This window comes from Streptomyces sp. NPDC097981 (genome assembly GCF_040302565.1).
Taxonomy (GTDB): Bacteria; Actinomycetota; Actinomycetes; order Streptomycetales; family Streptomycetaceae; genus Streptomyces.
This window is the reverse complement of the sequence record NZ_JBEORW010000081.1, coordinates 1-19,069: the sequence shown is the minus strand read 5'-3', so window position 1 is coordinate 19,069 and position 19,069 is coordinate 1. Positions and strand designations below refer to the sequence as shown.

The following is a 19,069-nucleotide window of genomic DNA, read 5'->3' as shown; positions in this document are numbered from 1 at the left end:
GCGGTCTCGTGGACGACGTCATCGACCCGGCGGAGACCCGCGAAACCCTGATCAGCGCCCTCGCGATGCTCCGCAGCAAGCACGCCGATCTGCCGCAGCGCAAGCACGGCAACCCCCCGATGTGACCCCGCCGACCCTGGAAAGGCACTGATCGCACCATGACCGCCCAGCCCAACGGAGTGACTCCGCCGCTGCCGCCGACCGAGACCGACCGGACGCTCCACTTCGCCGGTCAGGCCACGTTCGGCCGCATCCCCCGCCTGGACCAGGTGGAGAAGGCGGACATCGCCGTGGTCGGGATCCCGTACGACGGCGGCGTCACGTACCGCCCCGGAGCGCGCTTCGGCGGCAACGCCATTCGTGAGGCCTCGCGCACCCTGCGCCCCTACAACCCGGCGCAGGACGTCTACCCGTACCACTTCAGCCAGGTCGCGGACGCCGGTGACATCAGCGCCAACCCGTTCGACGCGGGCGAGGCGGTGGAGACGATCGAGGCCGCCGCCGACGAGCTGCTCTCGGGCGGCGCCCGGCTGATGACCCTGGGCGGCGACCACACCGTCGCGCTGCCGCTGCTGCGTTCCGTGGCCAAGAAGCACGGCCCGGTGGCGGTCCTGCACTTCGACGCACACCTGGACACCTGGGACGACTACTTCGGCCAGCAGTACACCCACGGCATGCCGTTCCGTCGGGCCGTGGAGGAGGGCGTCGTAGACACCTCGGCCCTCTGCCACGTCGGGACGCGCGGCCCGATCTACGGCAAGCAGGACCTCGACGAGGACGCAAAGCTCGGCTTCGGCATCGTGACCTCGGCGGACGTGATGCGGCGCGGGGTGGACGAGATCGCCCAGCAGCTGCGCGAGCGGGTCGGTGACCGGCCCCTGTACATCTCCATCGACATCGACGTCCTGGACCCGGCACACGCCCCGGGCACCGGGACGCCCGAGGCCGGCGGCATGACCTCCCGCGAGCTGCTGGAGATCCTGCGCGGCCTGTCGGACTGCCACCTGGTCTCCGCCGACATCGTGGAGGTCGCGCCGGCGTACGACCACGCGGGAATCACTTCGATCGCCGCGTCCCACGCCGCGTACGAGCTGATCACCATCATGTCCAAGCAGATCGCCCCGGTCCGCTGGGGCATGACGCAGTAGCCGCCGCGCTCGCACGCGTGAATTCACCCGGCCGTCCGCTTGGCCGGCCGGGTCATTACCGTATTCACGGCTGGGTCGGCATGCACGGTGAGCGGGTGTTTATTAAAATTCCACGAAATCTTGTGCCGGGTGCGGACGGGAATTAAACGCGTGCGGTCATCCCCTCGAATTCCGCGCCCTGACCGAATCCGGGCAGCGAGGCAGTGATTTCGGCATCGGCGACCGCCTGTCCCAAACCATGCCCCGCCGAGGGCGCTCCGGTCATCCTTTCGTTCATTGAGTTCACGCCGGGCGTGCTCTGGAGGCGGGCCCGGCGCGACCGGTCCGTCATGGGAGCCGTGCACGTGGACGAGTCGTGCAGGGCCTGGGCGGTGGTGCTCGGCATCCTCTTCGTGATCCTTGCCAACCACTGAGGTCCCGTCGGGCGCAGCCATGGACCGGACCGCGCGAGATGCATGGGTGACTCCGGGCCCTTTGTGCAGGGGCTGACCTCGCCCGGCGCCGCAGCGCCGCCGGTGCTCGGCGAACGCTACGGCGGCTGGTGGGCGCTGGGGAGTACGCAGCGAGGGCCGCGGGCTCGCCGAGGTGGACGGGCGCGGTCCGCCACGCGCTGGTGACCACGGTCCGGGCCCGCGTCGTGCACACCTGGCGGTCGCCGATCAGCTGAAGCGGAGCTCCCACGTGCACGCGCAGGTCTGGACGACGCTGCGGTGCGGTGGCGAGCCCCGCGAGCTGCTTGGCGACGCTGGCGGAGGTGATGCGGCGGCCGCCAGCCTGGCTCACGGGGACGACGGGCGCGCCCGTGCGCTCGGTGAGGCGGGCGAAGCCGCTTCGGAAGGTGCCGGGGGCGGCCTCGGCAGCGTCCGTAGGTGTGGCAGGCCACCCTCCGCGTAGATGAGGACCAGCCGCCCCTGTGCTGGAGCATCCGTAGGGCGTCGAGAGCGGCCGCGGCCCGCGCGTCCCCGCGGAACACCAGGATGTGGCCCCCGCCGGCGAGGGCGCGGCCGAGCAGCGGGACGCGTCAGAGGCCGGCGGCCTCATCTTGGCGTGCCTACCGTACCCAGCATGAGCGCCAGCGCCGCCTGGTCGCCGGCCGCCGTCGCGGGAGCGTCCGTCGCAGGCTTGCGGAAGGCCGCCCATACGTCAGTCGGCTGTTCCCTCGGCTGAAAGCAAGGCCGGCTGGAGGCAGTTGCATCCCACGACCTCGGCCCGGCCCTGGGGCGCGACCTCGAACGTGACCGTCATGCTGAGCCGCACCTCGGTGTTCAGCCAGTGCTTGTTACCCCCGCCGAGGAGCGCGTCCTGCGGACTGTCCTTCCCGTACCAGAAGGTGTAGTAACTGGACGCCCCCGACTTCCCCTGCCAACGATCGGTCCGTATGAACGAGCAGGTGACCAGGGACCTGCCGTCCGCCAGCCGCAGCACCGGCATCTCCGGGCCCGTGACCTTGAGATCGAAGGTGCGCCGCACCCCGCCCAGTTCCTTGGCCGGATGGTTGTAGGCCCCGACGACATCGCTCGTGAGCTCGCCCGGCGCGAAGTACTCGCTCTCCCGGGGGGCGCAACGCGGACACCGTTCCGGCGTACCCGGTTGCTGCTCCGGTGGCACCGGCGGCCGTCGCGGACTGCGCCTCCGGTCGCCCCCGGCGGCCCGCGACGGCGACCCGGGACCGATGTGGCGGCGCGCACCCGGCGCCGACGATGGCCGGGTGACCGAGATCATCGCGGGACTGTCCATGTCCCCCTCGAAATCCTTGTCCTGTCGAGTGCGGTCGCGGCGGGGGCGCTCCTCGTGCTGTCCGCGCTCGTACTGGGGTTGACGGGCGTCCGCTGGCAGCTGCTGCCAGTACTGGCGGGCGCCGGCTGCGCGCTGCCGTTCGCCTGCTCCCCGCTGCTGCGACGCCGGGCCGGCCGGTCGGCGTGGCGGGCCCGCTGGTGGCTGGCGCTGCCGGGATCGGCGGCCTGCCTGGGGCTGATCGCCGCCGGCCCGGTGGCCGCCTGGGCCTTCCCGGTGCCGATGTTCCCCGAGCCGACGGGCGACTTCGCGGTCGGCACCCGCGTGGTGCAGTGGACCGATCGCAGCACCCCGAGACCTTCACCGCCGATCCGGACGACCGGCGCACGGTCGTCGTCCAGCTCTGGTACCCCGCGCAGAAGAGCCCCGACGGCGTGCAGCGGGCCCACTACCTCGGACGCACGGCTGAGGAGGCGCGCACCGTCTCCGAGGCGCTCGCCCGCGGGGTCGGGCTGCCGGGCTTCCTGATCGACGGTGTGCCGCGGGCCCGCAGCCGTGCGGTCTTCGACGCCCCGGTGGCCGATGGGGGCGGGCGGTTCCCCGTCGTGCTGTTCTCGCCCGGGCCGAGCGGGGTGCGCACCCAGAACACCACCTGGGCCGAGGAACTGGCCGGTCACGGCTACGTGGTCGCGGCCCTCGACCACCCGTACGACTCGGCCGCCGTCGTCCTCTCCGACGGCCGGACGATCACCACCGCGACCCACTCCTCCGGCGACGCGGACGAGGACGCGAAGCTGGCGGCCGGCTGGACGCCGGCCGGGTCGCGGTGGCCGGCCACTCCATGGGCGATGCCGCCGCGCTCCAGGCGGCCCGGCAGGACCACCGGTTCGCCGCCGTCGTAGATCTGGACGGCTTCCCGCACGGCCCCGCCTCGCCGGCCCTCGACCGGCCGGCACTCGCGCTCACCCAGGAGGTCACCGCGGGGACCGATCCGCGCTACCTGCCCCGCCTCACCGAGGCGCTCGACGTCAACACCGCGACGAGCTACCGGCTCACCGTCCCCGGCGCCGCGCACCTCGCCTTCATGGACGGCCCCCTGTACCTGCCGCCGGTGCCCACGATCGTCGGCTCCCTGGGCCGCACCCGGAGCCCGCGGGTCGTCGCCGGGCCACCCTCGCCTTCCTGGACGCCGTGCTGCGGAACGGGTGGGACGGACGGGGCGGACCGGGCGACCCGGCCGACGCCCTGCGGGCCTACGGCGAACTCAGCGCCCACCGACCGGGCGGCGGCCGCTGATCAGCACGAGATTGCTGCTGTGCGTGATGAGTTGGAGGGCCTCGCGGCGGAGGTCTTCGAGTCGTTCCCAGTTGACTGCACTATGCCGTCGTCGGTTCGACTCGGCGGCGGCTGGTGTCGAGGACCGCGGAGTGCTGATTCCGGGATGCCCACATGACGCCACCAGAACGAACGATCGGCTTGACTGATGTCGGGGCGGTTGTCGGCTCAGTCCTCCCCGACCTGGATCAGGATCGCAAGGTACTCACCGTCGCTTCCGGCAACCACGCCATCGAAAGTACAGGCGGTGACGGGATCCCAGGAGCTGCCTTGCCGGTTGGTCCACCAAGTCGCGCCGGGCCCGAGCCACTTCACAATGCGAGTCACCGTGTGGTGGGCGAGCTCGCGGTCCATGAGTTTCGAGCTGGGCCATATGAGGTTGTCGGCGGCGAGCTTGGTCATCAGTTCGACGGCCGCGTCGGCGCTGAGCGGCTCCAGGAGAGCCTCGATCTGCGAAGCGCTCGGGGGCTCGGCCCCGCTGGGGAGGTACCGCTTCCACATCGGGTGGAGTTCGGCGACGAGGTCGTGCACCTGGCCGGCAAGGGGCCCCAGCCCGCGACCAGGGGGCGCGCCATCCGGGAATCGGCCGTACCGCACGGAGACGACGGGCCTGTTCGCGAGCGATTTCAACAGGTCGCCGAGCTCAGACAGGCTCTCTGCACGTTTTCTACTCTCCACCCCGGCATCGTGCCATGCCGGGGTGGGCGAACGTGGCGGTCATGTGCCTCGCGGACACTCAGTCGGCCTGTCCGTCACGCCCCGCATGTTGGTGCAGAGAAGGTACAAAATCCGCCGCAGGGACACCACCGAAGCCGTCATCGGCGCGATCACCGGCATGCGACCCGCCCGCAGCTCCTCATCCTCGGCCTCCACGACAGCAGCGGCCGCCTGCGCGCGATCGGCCGCACGGTCCCGCTACGCGCGGACGCGCCTCCTGGATTGTCCGAGACTGCACTCGATACCTTCCACCAGACGTGTGTTGAGCCGGGCTCGGGCTGCTCTCGCCGAGGCGACGGCGTTGCCAGCTCTCTACAGACTTCAGGCCTTCGGCAGAGCCGACGTCTGACAGGCTTCCGCTCGGACTGGGCCTACGCGACTGGCGCGGGCCGGCACCCCGTTCGCCGGACCCGGGCAGGGTGCCGGCCCGCTGACTGGCGCCTTACGGGCGCCAGTCAGCCTCCAGGTCATGGGAGTCGGTCTTGGTGAGCTGGGTCAGTGCGGTGCCGTCGGCCCGTATCAGGTAGAGGTGTTCGGGGTCCGCGTCGTCGGCACCGCCTCTGGTGAAGACCAGGCGGCTGCCGTCCGGGGACCAGGAGGGGTTCTTGTCGTTGAAACGGGCCGCGGTGATGCGGTGGAGTCCGGTGCCGTCGGGGCGGACGAGGTAGAGGTGGGCAAAGCCGGAGGAGTCCACGCGGCTGAAGGCGATCCGGTCGCTGTGCGACCAGTCGGGCGTCCAATCGTGGGAGCTTGGCCCGGTGACCGCCGTCTGCGCCAGGGTGGACAGCCGGATCCGCATCACCTTGCTGTGTCCGCCCGCGTCCGCGCGGTTGAACGCCAGGTACTCGCCGTCTGGGGACCACGTCGGATGGAGGTCGTCCGCCGCGGTGTGGGTGAGTCGGGTGGCAGGAGTGCCGTCGATGTCGGCCACATAGATCTCGTGCTGGGCGCCCACCGGCTTGGCGTAGGCGATCCGCTTGCCGTCCGGGGACCACGCCGGGTCGGAGGCGCCCTTGGTACCGGGGATGACCTTCAGGTCGCCGCCCGTGGTCTTCATCGTCCAGATTCCGTCGATGGCGCCACCGGATCCATAGCGGACGAAGGCCACCCGCTTGCCGTCCGGGGACCAACTGGGCATCACATCGCTGACGGTGGAGGTGTGGGTGAGTTTGACGGACGTGCCGCCACTGGGGGAGATTGCGTAGAGGTCTTCCGTGGGCCCTGCCGCGGTGTAGCGGGCGAAGACGATCGGGTGGTCTCCCGCCGCCCCCGCGTCTCCTGCGGCGCCGAGGGTCAGTGGTGCGGCCATGGCGATCGCCGCGGCGGTCACCGCCGCCCAGCGGCGCCGCGTTGTGCCGTTTGCGCCGGTCCTGCCGATTCTCCGAGCTCTTCCGGCGGTTCTGCCTTTGCCGGTGCGGTGTTGTTGGCGTGTCAAGATGTCCACCCCGATCCCTCCCTGCGGCCTGCTGCGTGCCGCTCCGGCCCGTAAACATCCCACCGAAGGGGCTCTGGGGGAAGCAACGGCACCTGGCGATACGAGCCCTGTGACATGTTCCGTACATCGCTGTCACATGCGATGTACGTCGAACGCGCGGCGGTCACGGGCCTCTTCTGTCGCATGGTGAGAGGGAGACAAGGCGGTCCGCCCGGCCGACGTGCGAAGGGCTCCCGGGCGGACTCCGCTCCCCACGCTGACCCCTTGATCGCTGCGGCGCCGGGACACGGCCGCGACTTGACCTTAACGGCGTAGCCCTCCGGCCGCGGAGTCAGGGGGACGAGGGAGCGAAAGCGCACCGGAGAGCCCCACCAGCATCAGCACCGAAGCGACGCCCGCCCCGACCGGCGCGACTGTCGTACCCCGCGCCGGCCCGCCCTCGGCTTCCCCCAGCACCCTCCACAGCGGCCCGAGAAACCACAGGAACAGCGCGATGCCCAGGGTGGTGAACAGCACCTGAAACCTGACCGGGTTCACGTTCTGGGAGTAGAAGTCGTTCACCGTCGGCCGTGCAGAAGCTCAGCGTGGAGGGTCCCGACTGGCTTCGCATCGGCAGCGAGAACGCCGAGGTTCGGCTGATGCCGGTGTTCCTCGCGCTGAGCCAGGGGGGCCTACCGAGTGTCTTGCAGCGGAAGGCTCGACGGCCGGCCTTTGCAGACACCGTCCGCATCCTCGCGCCGCAGCACGGGCCGCCAGTTGCTCGCCGGCGCTGGCTCAGTCCGGTGAACGGGGCAATCGATGTGCCGACGGGCGTGACATGGGTGGGCTCACCGAGCCCGGCGGGGTCGATGCCGGGGTTGGCGAGGTCGACGATCGGCCCGGCGCGGGCCTTCACCTTGTCGAGGACCAAATTGGGGAAGCTCACCTGGTCCTCTGCCTGGAACGCGTAGTCCCACGTCTACTCGTCGCTCACCGGACGGCACCGCTGATGCCAGCCTCAGCCGGCAGCTGCACGGCGGACGCTGCTGATCTCTGCGGCGATGCTCAGGGCGGCCCGCACGTCGGTCTCCCCGTCGGCAGCTGTCTCCAGTTCGCGCAGTCGTGTGACGGTCTCGGGGCGCCGGGCGATGGCCACCTCGACGACCCAGCCTTCAGCGAACACCCGCAGTGGCACTGCCGACGTCTCGGCGCGGGCTCGGGCAATGGCGGCCCCGGTCCTGGTCGAACTACGGAAGCAGGTGAGGGGCGACCTGGGCGAGCTCGACGCGAATCGCCTCGGCCTGCACGGGCGGCTGCGGTACGACAGCGGGATCGTGGGGCGGGCTGGCTCGCGCGGCCGCGCTCCCCGGAGTCGGCCGGGGCGTCCTCACCGGAGGCGATCAGCGTCGACACGTACTCGGCGGAGACATCCAGGCCACTCCTGCAACGCGGAACCGCCGGGGCTGGCTTGTCCGGCTGGATCCGCCCGCAAGACGCGGGGGCGAGGCCCGGCTCCTGCGCCGAGCGCGGCGGGCGGGCGTACGCCGTGCCGCCGCGCCGAATCCGGACAGGTGTCCGGAACGTACTCGCTGAGCTGCACGGACAGGGAGCCGGACAGTCCCGGACAGCGGATCGCTTGGTCGTACCGCATCGCCTCGCCGACAGTTCTGCCATCCCAGCGAACAGCCGTGCGAGCCACGGCTCTCGACGATGGAGTCAGCCATGCGAAAGTTCACGTCCCTCGCGGCCAAGAGCGCCGTGATCACCCTGCTCGCCGGAACCGCGATAGCCACTCCGGGCGTCGCCAACGCCCAGGCGTCTTCGTTAGGAACGCAGATCGCCGCCACCGCCAAGGGGCAGATCGGTGCCGGCCCGTGCGGGCTGAACAACAAGGGCAGTTACTGGGGCCGGGGCACGGCCCAGACGGGCAGCTGCGGACCCAACCACACCGAAGCACACCCGTGGTGCGCCGACTTCGTCGGCTGGGTGTGGTGGAAGAACGGCGTCGGCGGCAAGATGAACAAGCTCAACAACCTCGCCTCCAGCTTCACCGCCTACGGCTCGATGCACTCGACCCCGAAGGTCGGTGACGCGATCCTCTACAACCAGCACACCCCGGGCACCGCAGACGACCACGTGGCCATCGTGGTGGCCATCTCCGGCTCGAAGATCAGCGTAGTGGGCGGCAACCAGGGCGAACCCGGCAATGTGAGCCCCCACACCTGGGCCTCGTACAAGGTCGGAACCTGGGTCAACCCCGCTCAGAGGATCAGCGGTTACGTCACACCGGTGGCCGGCTGAGCGCGAGTGGGTGACCCGCTGCCCCCACCGGGTGGCGGGTCACCCGTCCGGAACGGGGCGTCTCGCGCTTCTCCGTCAGCTCGGGTTGGGGGCCGGGGGGAGCAGGTCGATGCGGAAGCGCTGACCGGGTTGGTCGCCGCAGGGTTGCTGGACGGCCTCGGCCCCCACGGTCGTCTCGCCGTCGGGGATCCCCACGCAGAGGTCGGTGTGTGCGCGCCGCAGCCGGTAGCCCTCCTCCGCCGTCGAACCGAAGCGTTCGATCCGGAAGAGCTGGGCGTCCTTGTCGGCCAGGCAGTTCTCCTGCGGCTCCACCAGCCCCTTGGCGGGGCCGCTGTCGAGGATGGTCAGGCAACCCATTGCCTTGCTCCTCGGGTGCTCCCACTTGATGTTGGCCAGATCGTCGCCCTCCGGCTCGATGAACGTGCGCGGGCCGGGGTCTGCGCAGGGGCGTTGGACCGCCACCTCGGACCGGTATCGGCCGGAGCTTTCGTTCCCGGCCGTGAGGCACAGTTCCGGGGTCCGCGCGGGGTGGATACGGGCCCAGCTGCCGGCAGAGGCCACGGGAAGGAGAGCGGGAGGCCGGCCGGCGACGGTGCCCTTCGCGTGCGAACCGGAGGATGTGAGATGGTTGATCAGCAGGACACCTGCCGCGAAGACCGCCATCAGCATCAGCCCGGCCACCGCGAAGGCGAGCCGCCTGCGGTGTCCGGATCCCGTCCACGGCGATCGCTTTGGGGCAACATCGGCGACGGCGTCCGCGTGGGCGTCCGCGTGGGCGTCCGCGTGGGCGTCCGCGCTCGCCAGGAGCGCCCAGGCCTCCACCCATTCCGCGGATCGGTCCTCCTCACCGCAGGCTCGGACGAACGCGGCGACCGTCTCACGGCGCGGCAGGGTGCTTCTGCGTAGGAGGTCGGCGACGGTACTCCGGGGCAAAACGTCACCCCGGGCCACAGCGCGGCTCTCCAGCTGCCGCAGGGTCAGGCCGGACCGGGCCTTGAGCCCTCGCAACGCCGCCGTGAACTCTGCGACGGTGCGTATGGCGGCGGGCTGTAAGTCGATCTCATCCATCCGAACAGGAATAGTGCACGGCGCGATGGCGGGCAACGGGATCGCCGGCCGACCGCACGAATTCCTGGAGTCGTCGGTGACGGGTCGGTTCAGCGAGGCCTTCATGGCCCGGACACCAGACCAACTCAACCCCCTTCGTTCAGGCAGTGGCCCAGGTGCCCGGCTTGAAGCGGGTACCCCAGCCTCGGGCGGCCGCAGGTCATCACTTGACGACGGAAGGAATGGCCTCGGCGGTTGCGGCGGCGCCGAGTGCCAAGGCTCCGGCAGTAGCGGCGAGGGCGGCTACTGCGCGGCGGTAGACGACGTTGCCGGCAGCGTTGTACATGTAGGCCCTGGTCAAACCAGACGGCCACGCGCCGCACCACCCCCACCGGGCACGTCACCTCCTACGCCTACGGAGCCGACGGACAGGCCCATCGCCTCACCACCGGCGGCCACCACGTCGACTTCACCAATGACGCCGCCGGACGCGAGCTGACCCGCGTCTTCGGTGACGTGGTCACCATGACCTCAGCCCGGGACGAGGCCGGACGGCTCTCCGAGCAGCACGCCACCGCCACCGGATGCGCCGTCAACAGCCGTGCCTACGCCTACCGTGCCGACGGCCATCTGACGTCCGTCGCGGACGGGCTGTGGGGCCCCTGAGTGCCGGAAGGACACGGTCATGTCCGTACAACGCGTCAGCCTCCCGGCGGTCCACAGTCCTGCCGGGACGATCAGCCAGGTCGCCACCACCAACGGAGAGCGGCTCGTGCGCCTGTCGGGTCATGCCGCCCGGGACGCGCAAGGCCGGCCCGTCGGGCCCGAGGGGGTGCCGCTGTGCGTCTCTTCGTCGTAGGTGCCAATGGCGGGATCGGCTGCCACGTCGTCCACCATGGGCTGCTGAACGGGCATCGTGTCACCGCCTTCGCGCGGCGGACGGACGGCCTGCCGCCAGACCCTCGTCTCAGCGTGGTCACCGGTGCGGTCGCGGACGAGCCGGAGACCGTGCGCAAGGCGGTTCCGGGGCATGACGCCGTGATCTTCGCCCTCGGAAATCCGCTGTGGCTCAAGGGCCGCAGAGGACCCGCGATCGTCGCGGCGGCCGCCGCACATCTGGTGGACGCCATGCGCGAAGGCGGGGTGGAACGCATCGTCATGCCCCTGGCCTGGGGCACGGGCGAGAGCGTCCACGGGGCGTCCGCGCTGGTCCGCGCAGCCACCAGGGTCTTCATCCGGCGCGACTACCGTGACTCCGACGCCGCTGAGGAGATCCTGCAGACCTCCGGGCTCAACTGGACGGCCGCGTACTTCGGCGCCCTGACCGATGCGCCGCCCCGTGCACACTGGTCGGCCTCCGGTGAGCGGCGCACCCCCAAGAACCTCTCGATCTCCCGCGCGGACGTGGCGCAGTTCCTGCTGGCCGCGGTCGAGCACGATGCCTACGCCCGGCGCCGCGCCGTACCCAGCGGACCATCCCATGAAAAGAAGGAGGCACGACGATGAGCACCAGCCCATCCGGCAGTGCCCTCGGTACCGTCGTGGTCACCGGAGCCAGCTCCGGGGTCGGCGGCGAGGCCGCGCGCATGTTCCACCGGCTCGGTGCACGGGTGATCGCGGTGGGCCGGGATCCTGCGGCGACCCGCGTCCTGGCGGACGAACTGGGCATCGACGGCCTCACGGTGGACTTCGCCGATCTGGCGGACGTCCACCGGCTGGCCGGCGCCCTGAGTTCGCTCGTGCCCCGTATCGACGTACTCGCAGCGAACGCGGGGGGCATCCCCCGGGCACGCGCCGCGACGGCGGACGGCATCGAGCCGATCTTCCAGGTCAACGCGATCGGGCCCTCGCTGCTGACGACCCTGCTCGCCCCCCGGCTGGCCGGTGGCCGGGTGGTGGCGACCTCCTCGCGCACCCACACCGGTGCCTCGTTCACCAGAGGCGAAACGGCCGCAGTCGCGACCGGTACGTCGGGGCTCGCTGCCCACAAGGTCTATGCCCGGGCGAAGCTGTCCGCCGGGATCCTGCTGCGCGAGTTCGGCCGCCGCCACCCGGAGATCACGGTGGCCGACTTCCATCCGGGCATCATCGCTTCCGGCTTCGGCCGCTATCTGGGGCCGGCAGGCTCCGTCCTCACGGCACTGTCGAGGCCGTTCCTGGACAGCCCCACGGACGGCGCCCGGCGCCTGGTCGCACTGGCCACGCGGACGGACGGCATCGACGGGACGTACTTCGTCCACGACCGCCCGGCGCCCGGCTCACCCCAGCTCCACGACCCGGCCCTCGGCGCCGAACTGTGGGCCCTGGCCGAGCGGCTGACCGGGTACCGCGGGCCCCGACACCCGGGACAGCTGGGCCGAGGAGGGGAAGGACCATGACATGCCGCCCGGCGTCACCTGATCAGGCTGCTGTCCCAAAGCCCTCGGCGCGCAGGCCCTGGTCGCGGAGCTGGGTGAAGTCGACGTCGAGTCTGGGGTCGTATGCCTCGGGCTGGATGGCGAGTTCGTGGGTGGAGTACTCGCCGAATCGGCGGATGAGCTCGGTCAGGTACGGCGAGATGTGGGCCAGGTCCTCGGGGTCAATGACGTGGCCTTCCTCCTGGAGCTGGCGCACGATCTCGGCTGCGGCTCCGCATCCCGGCCCTGGCCGACATGGCGTACACCGGCGCCGGCTGCACGTTCGCGGTGCCGGCCAAACGCGCACCACGCAAGGAGCTCAGCGTCAGGCAGAGGTCGCTGAACCGGGCCCACTCCCGACTCCGACACCCGGTCGAACGTGGCGTGGCCACGGTCAAACGCTGGAGAATCTTCCACCACGCCCGCTGCAGCCCGGACCGGCTGACGTCAGCCGCCAAGGCCGTACTCACCCTTGAGCTTCAAACGCTGAAAAGGCTCACTGTGCGGCCAGCTCGGGTGGGAAGGCGTGGTCGATGTTGTCCTCGGCCCATGCGCGGAGTGCGTTGAGCGGGATGGCGGCGCTCGTCCCGAGCGGGGTGAGGGAGTACTCGACGTGCAGCGGGACGGCGGGGTAGACGGTGCGGTCGAGGAGGCCGAAGTCCTCCAGGCGGCGCAGGGTCTGGGTGAGGACCTTGGGGCTGACCCCCTGGAGGCGGCGCTGGAGTGCTCCGAACCGCTGGGGTCCGTCCTCGAGGGCGCCGATGGCGAGCGCGGACCATTTGTTGGCGAGCAGGTCGAGCAGAGTGCGGCAGGGGCACTGGGCGGCGTAGACGTCGTGGTGCGAGTGCTGGCCGCTGGGGCAGGTGGTCGTCATGCTCGCTCTCCTCACCTGGTCACTTCCCAACGGGAAGTAGTGGACCTTGAAGGTAACTGTACCCCTGGGGATAGCGTCGTCGACGTCGGGGGAGGGCGCCAACAGCCCTCTTGGGAACGTTGTTTCAGGAGATGACGCATGTCCGCAGACATGATGCGCGCGGTGGTCCAGGACACCTTCGGCGGCCCGGAGGTGCTGCGGGTCCAGCAGGTCCCGCGGCCGGTGCCGCTGCCCACCGAGGTGCTGGTGCGGGTGCACGCCGCCGGGATCAACCCGGTGGACTGGAAGACCCGCGGCGGCACCGGCATGGCGGGCCTGCTGGGCGAGCCGCCGTTCACCCTCGGCTGGGACGTGTCCGGCGTGGTGGAGGAGGTCGGCTTCGGGGTGACCACGCTGAAGGCCGGTGACGAGGTGTACGGGATGCCGTGGTTCCCGCGCGTCGCCAACGCCTACGCCGAGTATGTGACGGCCCCGACCCGCCAGTGGGCCCGCAAGCCGGCCACCCTCGACCACGTGCACGCGGCTGCCGTGCCGCTGGCGGCGCTGACCGCCTGGCAGGCCGTGGTCGACACCGCCCACGTGCAGGCCGGCCAGCGCGTCCTGGTCACCGCCGCCGCCGGCGGGGTGGGCCACTTCGCCGTCCAGTTCGCCCGGCACCTGGGCGCCCACGTCATCGCCACCGCCAGCGCCGCCCGCCACCCCTGGCTCAAGGAACTCGGCGCCGACGAGACCGTCGACTACACCACCACCCGCTTCGAGGACGCCGTCACGGACGTCGACGTCGTCATCGACCTGGTGGGCGACGCACACGACGACACCAGCACCCGCTCGCTGACGGTCCTGCGCCCGGGCGGCCTGCTGGTCGCCATCCCGGCCGGTGTCTCCCCGGAGCTGGCGCAAGCCGCCGAGGCGGCCGGGGTGCGGGTCACCCCGTTCCTGGTCGAGCCGGACAGCGCCGCGCTGACGACGATCGCCGGCCTGATCGACGCCGGTGAGGTCGTCGTGGAGGTGGAGGGGACCTTCCCGCTGGAGCGGGCCGGTGCCGCCCACGCCCGCAGCGGGGCCGGCCGCACCCGCGGCAAGCTCGTCCTGACCGTCGCCAGCTGACCATCCCGACACCAGTGTTGGAGTGACACCGTGTTCTACGAGATCCGCCGTTACCAGGCCCGGCCCGGGCGCCGCGAGGAATGGGTGCGCTACATGGAGGAGGTGGTCATCCCGTTCCAGGCCTCGCTGGGCATGGACGTGACCGGCTCCTTCGTCGACGAGCAGGACGAGGACGGCTACGTGTGGATCCGCCGGTTCGAGGACGAGCCCCAGCGCGAGGCCCTGTACGCGGAGGTCTACCAGCACGATCGCTGGAAGAACGAGATCGGCCCGGCGGTCCACGACCTGCTGATCCCCGAGAAGTCCCTCGTCACCCGCGTGGTCCCCACCCCGGCCTCACCGCTGCGGTGAGGCGGCCCCCGCTCGCCCCGCACGCCACGAACCACCCGTACAGCAGGCAACGAAGGACATTCATGAGCACCGACGCGCTCCCGAAGTCGTCCCCCGCCTCGTCGATCACCCAGGCATCCGCCGTCGCACTCATCGCGGCCGTGCACAGCGCCGCCGCCCGTATCGGATTCACGGCCGCTGTTGCCGTCACCGACCAGGGCGGACACCTGAAGGCGTTCGACCGCGCTGACGACGCGCCCTTCCTCACCGCCGAGGTCGCCCTCGACAAGGCATGGACCGCGGCCGCCTTCCATACCTCCACCCACGCGTGGAACGACTACCTCGCCAACCCGAAGATCGCGCCGCTGGGCGGCCACCCTCGTCTGATGGCGGTCGGCGGCGGCTACCCGATCATCGACAACGGCCGGTGCGTCGGAGGACTCGGCATCTCTGGTGGCAGCTACGAGCAGGACCAGCAGGCCGCCGAGGAGGCCCTGACCGCCCTCGGATTCGAGCTGCCCGGTCACTGACCGGCCACCCGAGGGCCGGCCTGTGGCGGACCGGCGCCAGCCTGTCACAGGCCGACCCCTGCGCGATGAGGACCCTGTCACCTCGTGGGGTCCTGGGTCCTGGACGGTTGGGTGCGTCGGCAGGCAGCGAACCGAGCGAGGCTCTCTGGCGGTTGAGCGAGGTGTCTAACCGCTGTACCGCTTCTACCCATGACCGAAGTCGGTGACGTCGTAGTCGAAGTACATCGTGCGGTCGGCTTCCTTGGGGACGGTGCCCCGCACATACACGGTGTACGAGCTGGTGCCCACCGCGCCACTCTGCTTCTCCCAGACCGTCGTGACCTTCAGCCCCGTGCACACCGCGAACCGGGACGTGACGTAAACCTGAGAGGCGCCGGCCAAGTTCCGCTTGCACTCGTCAAGCGTCACCGCTTGGGCGGGTTCCGGATAGGAAACCGCCGCGGGCGACATGAACGCCAGCACCGTAGCGCCCTGCTGCCCCGAGGCGGCAGCGGTCGGGGTGGTGGCCCGTGCCTTCCCCACCCCTGACAGGCTCGCGGCCTTCGCGGGGGTGACACCAGCCCCGCGGGACTCTGGCAAGATCAGTGGGAACCTCCACCGACCGAAGCGCTACCACCGCGGCCTGCAACGCGTCTTCTATGCGTCGGCGCTGTTCAGCATCCAGCGCGGCCCCAATTCACGAGCCTTCTACGACCGGAAGCGCGCGGAGGGCAGGCGCCATGTCCAGGCAGTCCTTGCCCTGGCCCGACGACGCGTCAACGTCCTCCACCGTCCGCAGGCCGAGGCCGGATCCGTTCCCGCCCGCTGTCCGCCCATGCCAGCTCCTCCATGGCAGGGTCCATCAGCGCATTGGCCACAGCGACGACCTCGGGGAAAACCACCGCGTCCCGGGCCACAGCGTGCCACCACCAAAACCTGGGCCCCGCGTCCCCGCCCGCAGGCCGGTGCAGCCGGGCTGACCAGATCCGCTCCTCACCCCAACCCAGAGCCTGCTCCCACCACGGGCACACCACCGCCCGCGCGAGGCCGAACACCTCGGCCGGCTCTGCCCCGGCCCGGCGCGCACGACGCTCCACACCCGCGCCCACCGCCGCTGCGCCTGGGTCACTTCCGGGCTCTCGCGCAGGTCGAGGTTCTCCAGCCCGTGGTCGGCGTCCGCATCGAGCTGCCACCGGTGATGCTGCTCGCACAGCCGGCCAGTGCGGCCCCGCGCATGCAGTCGTAAAGGGTCCAGATGTAGGTGCAGAAGCGCGCACACCCGCTGCCAGCGCTCGGCGTAGCGGACCAGGCGCACCGCCTGCCCGGTGCGCCGGGCTGTGCAGAGCCGGCAGCCGAATGCGGCCGGCCTCACCACTGTGGCGCCAACGCGCCAGAGCGCTCCCGCAGCCCCGGCCGATTGCTGGTCGGTGAACTGCTTGTTGCCTTGCTTCCACGACGGCAGTGCCTGTCCGAGGATTTCCTCGTCCACCCTGCACAGTCTTGCCGGCATGGTTCGGCCGACCTGATTGAGCAGCACTTCCGCATCCGCGCGTGGTGTCCCGTTTGGGTGCCGGGGCTGATGGTTCTTCCACTGCCAGTACCCCAGAATCCACTCGGGCTCTTGTCCGTAGCAGGTGGCGATCCGGCACATCAGCGACCAGGTCGTCTCTCTGTCCAGGGGAGCTACGCGGAAGACAGTTGCCGACGGTTGTCCGGCCTCGCGGATGGCTGCCTGCGTGCACATTGGTTGCCCATGAGGCTCCGGGGGCAGGGTGTGTCACGACTATCGCGGTACCGACTGCTGCCACCGCGAACGGGAGGTGAAGCCGGGGGCCGCGCTCTTTTTGAAGACCTCAAGGGCCGGGGAACGGGTAGCGATCCACCGACTTCGATGCCCATGAGGTACCGGGGGGTGCGGAAGGCCAGGTCTTCGTAGGTAAGGAGGCGGCTGACCTGGCCGCCTCCCAGACCTCGGCCCAGGTGGCCGCCGGCATCCGGATGCCGCTGGCCGCGCTCTCCCAGAAGCTTTGGGACCCCTGCCCGCCGCAGGCCGCCTGGCCGCAGTTCCAGTTCCCTCGCCGGCGGTCTGGCCCCCTGACCCCGACCGGTGGGCGGTCACGGGCGTTCGCGGGGCGGGGGCGGAGGTCCGCACTCCGCAACAACGGGATCCCGGCCCGGTGACGAACCGCGTCCGGCCGTCGCGCCGGCTGGATCTGGGGGGTTACGGTGCGGCGACGCCGGAATCCGGGAGAGGGAGAAGACCATGAGAGCGGTTCGGAGGCAGGCGGCCATGGCCGCCGTGGCGGTGTGCGGCGTGCTGGCGCTCACCGCCTGTCAGAACGGCGACGACCTGGCCGCGCCGGACGCGAAGCCCACCGCGGCCGCCACGGCCCCGCCCACCGCTACGGCCCCGCCCACCGCCGGCGCCACAGTCGCCGTGCCGGCCCCCTCGAAGACCGGCGCGGCGCCCAAGCCCTCGGCGACCGCCACCCCGGCGGGGAAGAATCCACCCGCCCCGGCCCCGCCCCCCGCGCCGACTTGCGGCGCCGACCACAGGATGCCGGTCTCGCCCGATACGATCGCCGTGCACCGCTACACGCCCGAGGGCGGTATGACCAGTCTCATCGTCCAGCACGGCACGTACGGTTGCCCCGGGCGCTTCGAACCGTCGGGCGCGTGGACGTACATCCCGATCTCGGAGACCGCCAAGATCACCGCGACGGCACCGATCCTCCCCTCCGAGGTGATGGGCAAGCCCATCTCCACCAGCGAGCTGACCGGGTGGCTGGACACCCACCCGGACAAGGGCCTCCCCTTCCGCTACCACCTGAACGCGGCGGGGGTCATCGACACCCTCGACGAGATCTACGTCAAGTAGCACGCCGAGCGCACCCGGGCTGCTACCAGATGTCGACCCACTCCGGGTGGCCGATGAACGGGTTGCGGTTGTGCTGGTAGGTGCCGAATACGACCGGGTTGTCCTTTGACAGCCAAGTTGGTCCGGTAGGGTGGCCTGGCCTGGGGCGACAAGATTGGATGTCAAAGGCACTGAGGACGAGCCACATGCCCTTTACCGTAAATGTCACGTCTCCATCAACCTGGTGCGCTGCGCACGAGCGCGGGTGAGCTTGCGTGGTTGCCGCGAAGTGACGGGTACTCTCTGCAAGTTGGAACCTCAGGGAGTCCTGGAACTCAGTGGCCGCCGCGTGGCTCGACGCAGCCGCTCTCCAGGAACCGGCCGTTGACCTTGACGAGGTAGTTGGTCGGCTGGGTGAACGCGGTGACACAGGCGTCGTCACGGACCCGTAGGGAGACGATGGCGGTCGCGGGGTGGTCTCGCAGGCCGGGCCGTGCTGCTGGTGGAGACGGTCCGACGTCAAAGGGGCCAAGTAGGGAGGACAGCAGAAGATCCCGCGTGTCCTGGCCGCGTACATGACCCGCCACGCGGTGTCCTCGACATCACGTAGCCACCACTGCCCGAGCTGCTCGACCGGGTAACCGCCGAGAGCTTTCGCCGACTTCTCCGCTGCGCAGGTTGCCCTACAACCGAGAACTTGCCGTGTCCTCCAGCTCACCCGTTGAGGGGGACCGGCGGCCCGCGGGTTATCTGGCCAGACTTGACCGCCTCCTCCGCAGCGTCAACGGGCGTTCACGTAGATCTGGGGCGACCAGCGGGTGCAGGCATTGCCGTTGCACGCCTGGACCAGGAAGTTGTAGTCGTTTCCGGGAGCTTCGATGGTCCACTGCCTCCGTGCACCGTTGTGCATTCTTTGATCGTGCCAGCCTCCGGCATCCGACCAGCGGACGGTGTAGTGGGTTGTACCGGTTCTGGAGTATCCCCCGAAGTAGACAGCGATGGCGTTCTCGCACGAGTCGTAGCGCGCGCCGAGGTAGGGACTGTTGCTGAACTTGTACCGGGGAGGCGTGTCCCCGATGTTGTTGCCGCCCTTGGGAGGGAAGCCGTCGCGGGAGTAGCAATCCCGCGCCGGGGCAGCCTCCGCGCCGACGGCGGGCACCGCCATGATTGAACCGTTCCGGGTTCGGTAGAGATCTCAGATGTTAGTTGTGACCTGGGGTTTCGTGGTGCTCAGGTAGTGGTTGGCTTCGTATTCGGCGGGTGGAATGTGCCCTATCTCACCGTGGAGCCGGGTGTGGTT

General features: G+C 70.4%; 26 protein-coding genes and 2 pseudogenes. 15 read left to right on the top strand and 13 right to left on the bottom strand.

Annotated elements, in window-relative coordinates; all coding sequences use genetic code 11:
• Both ABTY04_RS38160 and speB read left to right on the top strand, forming a co-directional pair.
• Positions 1-125 (top strand): carboxyl transferase domain-containing protein (locus tag ABTY04_RS38160; RefSeq protein WP_352218032.1); only part of this gene is annotated, 125 nt, incomplete at its 5' end.
• A gap of 33 nt (positions 126-158) precedes the next feature.
• The gene (gene speB / locus ABTY04_RS38155) at positions 159-1,148 is read left to right on the top strand and encodes an agmatinase (RefSeq protein WP_352218030.1); all 990 of its coding nucleotides are present in this window, start codon (positions 159-161) and stop codon (positions 1,146-1,148) included.
• A 558-nt stretch (positions 1,149-1,706) separates the two neighbouring features.
• On the opposite strand, the pseudogene ABTY04_RS38150 reads toward speB, so the two are convergent.
• Both ABTY04_RS38150 and ABTY04_RS38145 read right to left on the bottom strand, forming a co-directional pair.
• Positions 1,707-2,169 (bottom strand): annotated as a pseudogene (locus ABTY04_RS38150) (lysophospholipid acyltransferase family protein); the annotation flags it as partial.
• A 122-nt stretch (positions 2,170-2,291) separates the two neighbouring features.
• Positions 2,292-2,618 carry a hypothetical protein gene (locus ABTY04_RS38145; protein WP_352218029.1) on the bottom strand — a complete coding sequence of 109 codons (327 nt, stop codon included), beginning with the start codon at positions 2,616-2,618 and terminating at the stop codon, positions 2,292-2,294.
• 596 nt (positions 2,619-3,214) lie between these two features.
• Between ABTY04_RS38145 and ABTY04_RS41365 the strand changes: the two genes are divergently transcribed.
• On the top strand, positions 3,215-3,784 hold the full coding sequence (locus ABTY04_RS41365) for an alpha/beta hydrolase (protein ID WP_502996808.1): 570 nt from the start codon (positions 3,215-3,217) through the stop codon (positions 3,782-3,784).
• Positions 3,724-4,335, top strand: coding sequence for a dienelactone hydrolase family protein (locus tag ABTY04_RS41360; protein WP_502996807.1), 612 nt, complete (start codon positions 3,724-3,726; stop codon positions 4,333-4,335). Before ABTY04_RS41365 ends, ABTY04_RS41360 begins: the two co-directional genes overlap by 61 nt.
• 50 nt (positions 4,336-4,385) lie before the next feature.
• On the opposite strand, the gene ABTY04_RS38135 is transcribed toward ABTY04_RS41360, so the two are convergent.
• The 4 genes from ABTY04_RS38135 to ABTY04_RS38120 form a co-directional block, all read right to left on the bottom strand.
• Positions 4,386-4,748, bottom strand: a complete 363-nt coding sequence (locus tag ABTY04_RS38135; RefSeq protein WP_352218028.1) for a hypothetical protein — start codon at positions 4,746-4,748, stop codon at positions 4,386-4,388.
• Between the two features lie 628 nt (positions 4,749-5,376).
• Positions 5,377-6,264 carry a beta-propeller domain-containing protein gene (locus ABTY04_RS38130; RefSeq protein ID WP_352218027.1) on the bottom strand — a complete coding sequence of 296 codons (888 nt, stop codon included), beginning with the start codon at positions 6,262-6,264 and terminating at the stop codon, positions 5,377-5,379.
• 408 nt (positions 6,265-6,672) lie between these two features.
• Positions 6,673-6,930, bottom strand: coding sequence for a hypothetical protein (locus ABTY04_RS38125; RefSeq protein ID WP_352218026.1), 258 nt, complete (start codon positions 6,928-6,930; stop codon positions 6,673-6,675).
• A gap of 436 nt (positions 6,931-7,366) precedes the next feature.
• A complete protein-coding gene (locus ABTY04_RS38120; protein ID WP_352218025.1) occupies positions 7,367-7,531 on the bottom strand; it encodes a hypothetical protein in 165 nt (54 codons plus the stop codon).
• A gap of 539 nt (positions 7,532-8,070) precedes the next feature.
• Between ABTY04_RS38120 and ABTY04_RS38115 the strand changes: the two genes are divergently transcribed.
• The gene (locus tag ABTY04_RS38115) at positions 8,071-8,649 is read left to right on the top strand and encodes a CHAP domain-containing protein (protein WP_352218024.1); all 579 of its coding nucleotides are present in this window, start codon (positions 8,071-8,073) and stop codon (positions 8,647-8,649) included.
• A gap of 75 nt (positions 8,650-8,724) precedes the next feature.
• Here the strand turns inward: ABTY04_RS38115 and ABTY04_RS38110 are convergent, their stop codons facing one another.
• The gene (locus ABTY04_RS38110) at positions 8,725-9,717 is read right to left on the bottom strand and encodes an RICIN domain-containing protein (RefSeq protein ID WP_352218023.1); all 993 of its coding nucleotides are present in this window, start codon (positions 9,715-9,717) and stop codon (positions 8,725-8,727) included.
• A gap of 202 nt (positions 9,718-9,919) precedes the next feature.
• Positions 9,920-10,042, bottom strand: a complete 123-nt coding sequence (locus ABTY04_RS38105; RefSeq protein ID WP_352218022.1) for a hypothetical protein — start codon at positions 10,040-10,042, stop codon at positions 9,920-9,922.
• Positions 10,043-10,221: 179 nt separating this feature from the next.
• On the opposite strand from ABTY04_RS38105, the gene ABTY04_RS38100 reads away from it, so the two are divergent.
• From ABTY04_RS38100 to ABTY04_RS38085, 4 genes are read left to right on the top strand one after another with little or no spacing between them, the layout of a single operon-like run.
• Positions 10,222-10,362, top strand: coding sequence for a hypothetical protein (locus ABTY04_RS38100; protein WP_352218021.1), 141 nt, complete (start codon positions 10,222-10,224; stop codon positions 10,360-10,362).
• Between the two features lie 19 nt (positions 10,363-10,381).
• Positions 10,382-10,555 (top strand): hypothetical protein, encoded by a 174-nt coding sequence (locus ABTY04_RS38095; RefSeq protein ID WP_352218020.1) that lies wholly within the window; start codon positions 10,382-10,384, stop codon positions 10,553-10,555.
• On the top strand, positions 10,537-11,202 hold the full coding sequence (locus ABTY04_RS38090; RefSeq protein WP_352218019.1) for an NAD(P)-dependent oxidoreductase: 666 nt from the start codon (positions 10,537-10,539) through the stop codon (positions 11,200-11,202). Before ABTY04_RS38095 ends, ABTY04_RS38090 begins: the two co-directional genes overlap by 19 nt.
• A complete protein-coding gene (locus tag ABTY04_RS38085) occupies positions 11,199-12,074 on the top strand; it encodes an SDR family NAD(P)-dependent oxidoreductase (RefSeq protein WP_352218018.1) in 876 nt (291 codons plus the stop codon). Before ABTY04_RS38090 ends, ABTY04_RS38085 begins: the two co-directional genes overlap by 4 nt.
• A gap of 22 nt (positions 12,075-12,096) precedes the next feature.
• On the opposite strand, the gene ABTY04_RS38080 is transcribed toward ABTY04_RS38085, so the two are convergent.
• Entirely contained in the window at positions 12,097-12,309 is a 213-nt protein-coding gene (locus ABTY04_RS38080) for a hypothetical protein (RefSeq protein ID WP_352218017.1), read from the bottom strand.
• 8 nt (positions 12,310-12,317) lie between these two features.
• Between ABTY04_RS38080 and ABTY04_RS38075 the strand changes: the two genes are divergently transcribed.
• Entirely contained in the window at positions 12,318-12,659 is a 342-nt protein-coding gene (locus ABTY04_RS38075; RefSeq protein WP_352218031.1) for a transposase family protein, read from the top strand.
• Here ABTY04_RS38075 and ABTY04_RS38070 read toward each other — a convergent pair.
• Positions 12,589-12,966: a winged helix-turn-helix transcriptional regulator gene (locus ABTY04_RS38070; RefSeq protein WP_352218016.1), complete on the bottom strand. Its 378-nt coding sequence runs from the start codon at positions 12,964-12,966 to the stop codon at positions 12,589-12,591. The two genes, ABTY04_RS38075 and ABTY04_RS38070, sit on opposite strands and share 71 nt — an antisense overlap.
• A gap of 138 nt (positions 12,967-13,104) precedes the next feature.
• Here ABTY04_RS38070 and ABTY04_RS38065 point away from each other — a divergent pair, with 138 nt between their 5' ends.
• The 3 genes from ABTY04_RS38065 (at position 13,105) to ABTY04_RS38055 (ending at position 14,933) form a co-directional block, all read left to right on the top strand.
• On the top strand, positions 13,105-14,073 hold the full coding sequence (locus tag ABTY04_RS38065) for an NADP-dependent oxidoreductase (RefSeq protein ID WP_352218015.1): 969 nt from the start codon (positions 13,105-13,107) through the stop codon (positions 14,071-14,073).
• 30 nt (positions 14,074-14,103) lie between these two features.
• Entirely contained in the window at positions 14,104-14,424 is a 321-nt protein-coding gene (locus ABTY04_RS38060) for an NIPSNAP family protein (RefSeq protein ID WP_352218014.1), read from the top strand.
• Positions 14,425-14,486: 62 nt separating this feature from the next.
• Positions 14,487-14,933 carry a GlcG/HbpS family heme-binding protein gene (locus ABTY04_RS38055; protein ID WP_352218013.1) on the top strand — a complete coding sequence of 149 codons (447 nt, stop codon included), beginning with the start codon at positions 14,487-14,489 and terminating at the stop codon, positions 14,931-14,933.
• 183 nt (positions 14,934-15,116) lie between these two features.
• On the opposite strand, the gene ABTY04_RS38050 is transcribed toward ABTY04_RS38055, so the two are convergent.
• A complete protein-coding gene (locus tag ABTY04_RS38050) occupies positions 15,117-15,455 on the bottom strand; it encodes a hypothetical protein (protein WP_352218033.1) in 339 nt (112 codons plus the stop codon).
• Between ABTY04_RS38050 and ABTY04_RS38045 the strand changes: the two are divergent.
• A pseudogene (locus ABTY04_RS38045) lies at positions 15,445-15,699 on the top strand (transposase); the annotation flags it as partial. The gene ABTY04_RS38050 and the pseudogene ABTY04_RS38045 sit on opposite strands and share 11 nt — an antisense overlap.
• A 1,476-nt stretch (positions 15,700-17,175) precedes the next feature.
• Entirely contained in the window at positions 17,176-17,790 is a 615-nt protein-coding gene (locus ABTY04_RS38040) for a hypothetical protein (protein ID WP_352218012.1), read from the top strand.
• Positions 17,791-18,104: 314 nt separating this feature from the next.
• On the opposite strand, the gene ABTY04_RS38035 is transcribed toward ABTY04_RS38040, so the two are convergent.
• Positions 18,105-18,356, bottom strand: coding sequence for a hypothetical protein (locus ABTY04_RS38035; protein WP_352218011.1), 252 nt, complete (start codon positions 18,354-18,356; stop codon positions 18,105-18,107).
• Between the two features lie 194 nt (positions 18,357-18,550).
• Positions 18,551-18,934 carry a fibronectin type III domain-containing protein gene (locus ABTY04_RS38030; RefSeq protein WP_352218010.1) on the bottom strand — a complete coding sequence of 128 codons (384 nt, stop codon included), beginning with the start codon at positions 18,932-18,934 and terminating at the stop codon, positions 18,551-18,553.
• Positions 18,935-19,069 lie beyond the last annotated feature (135 nt).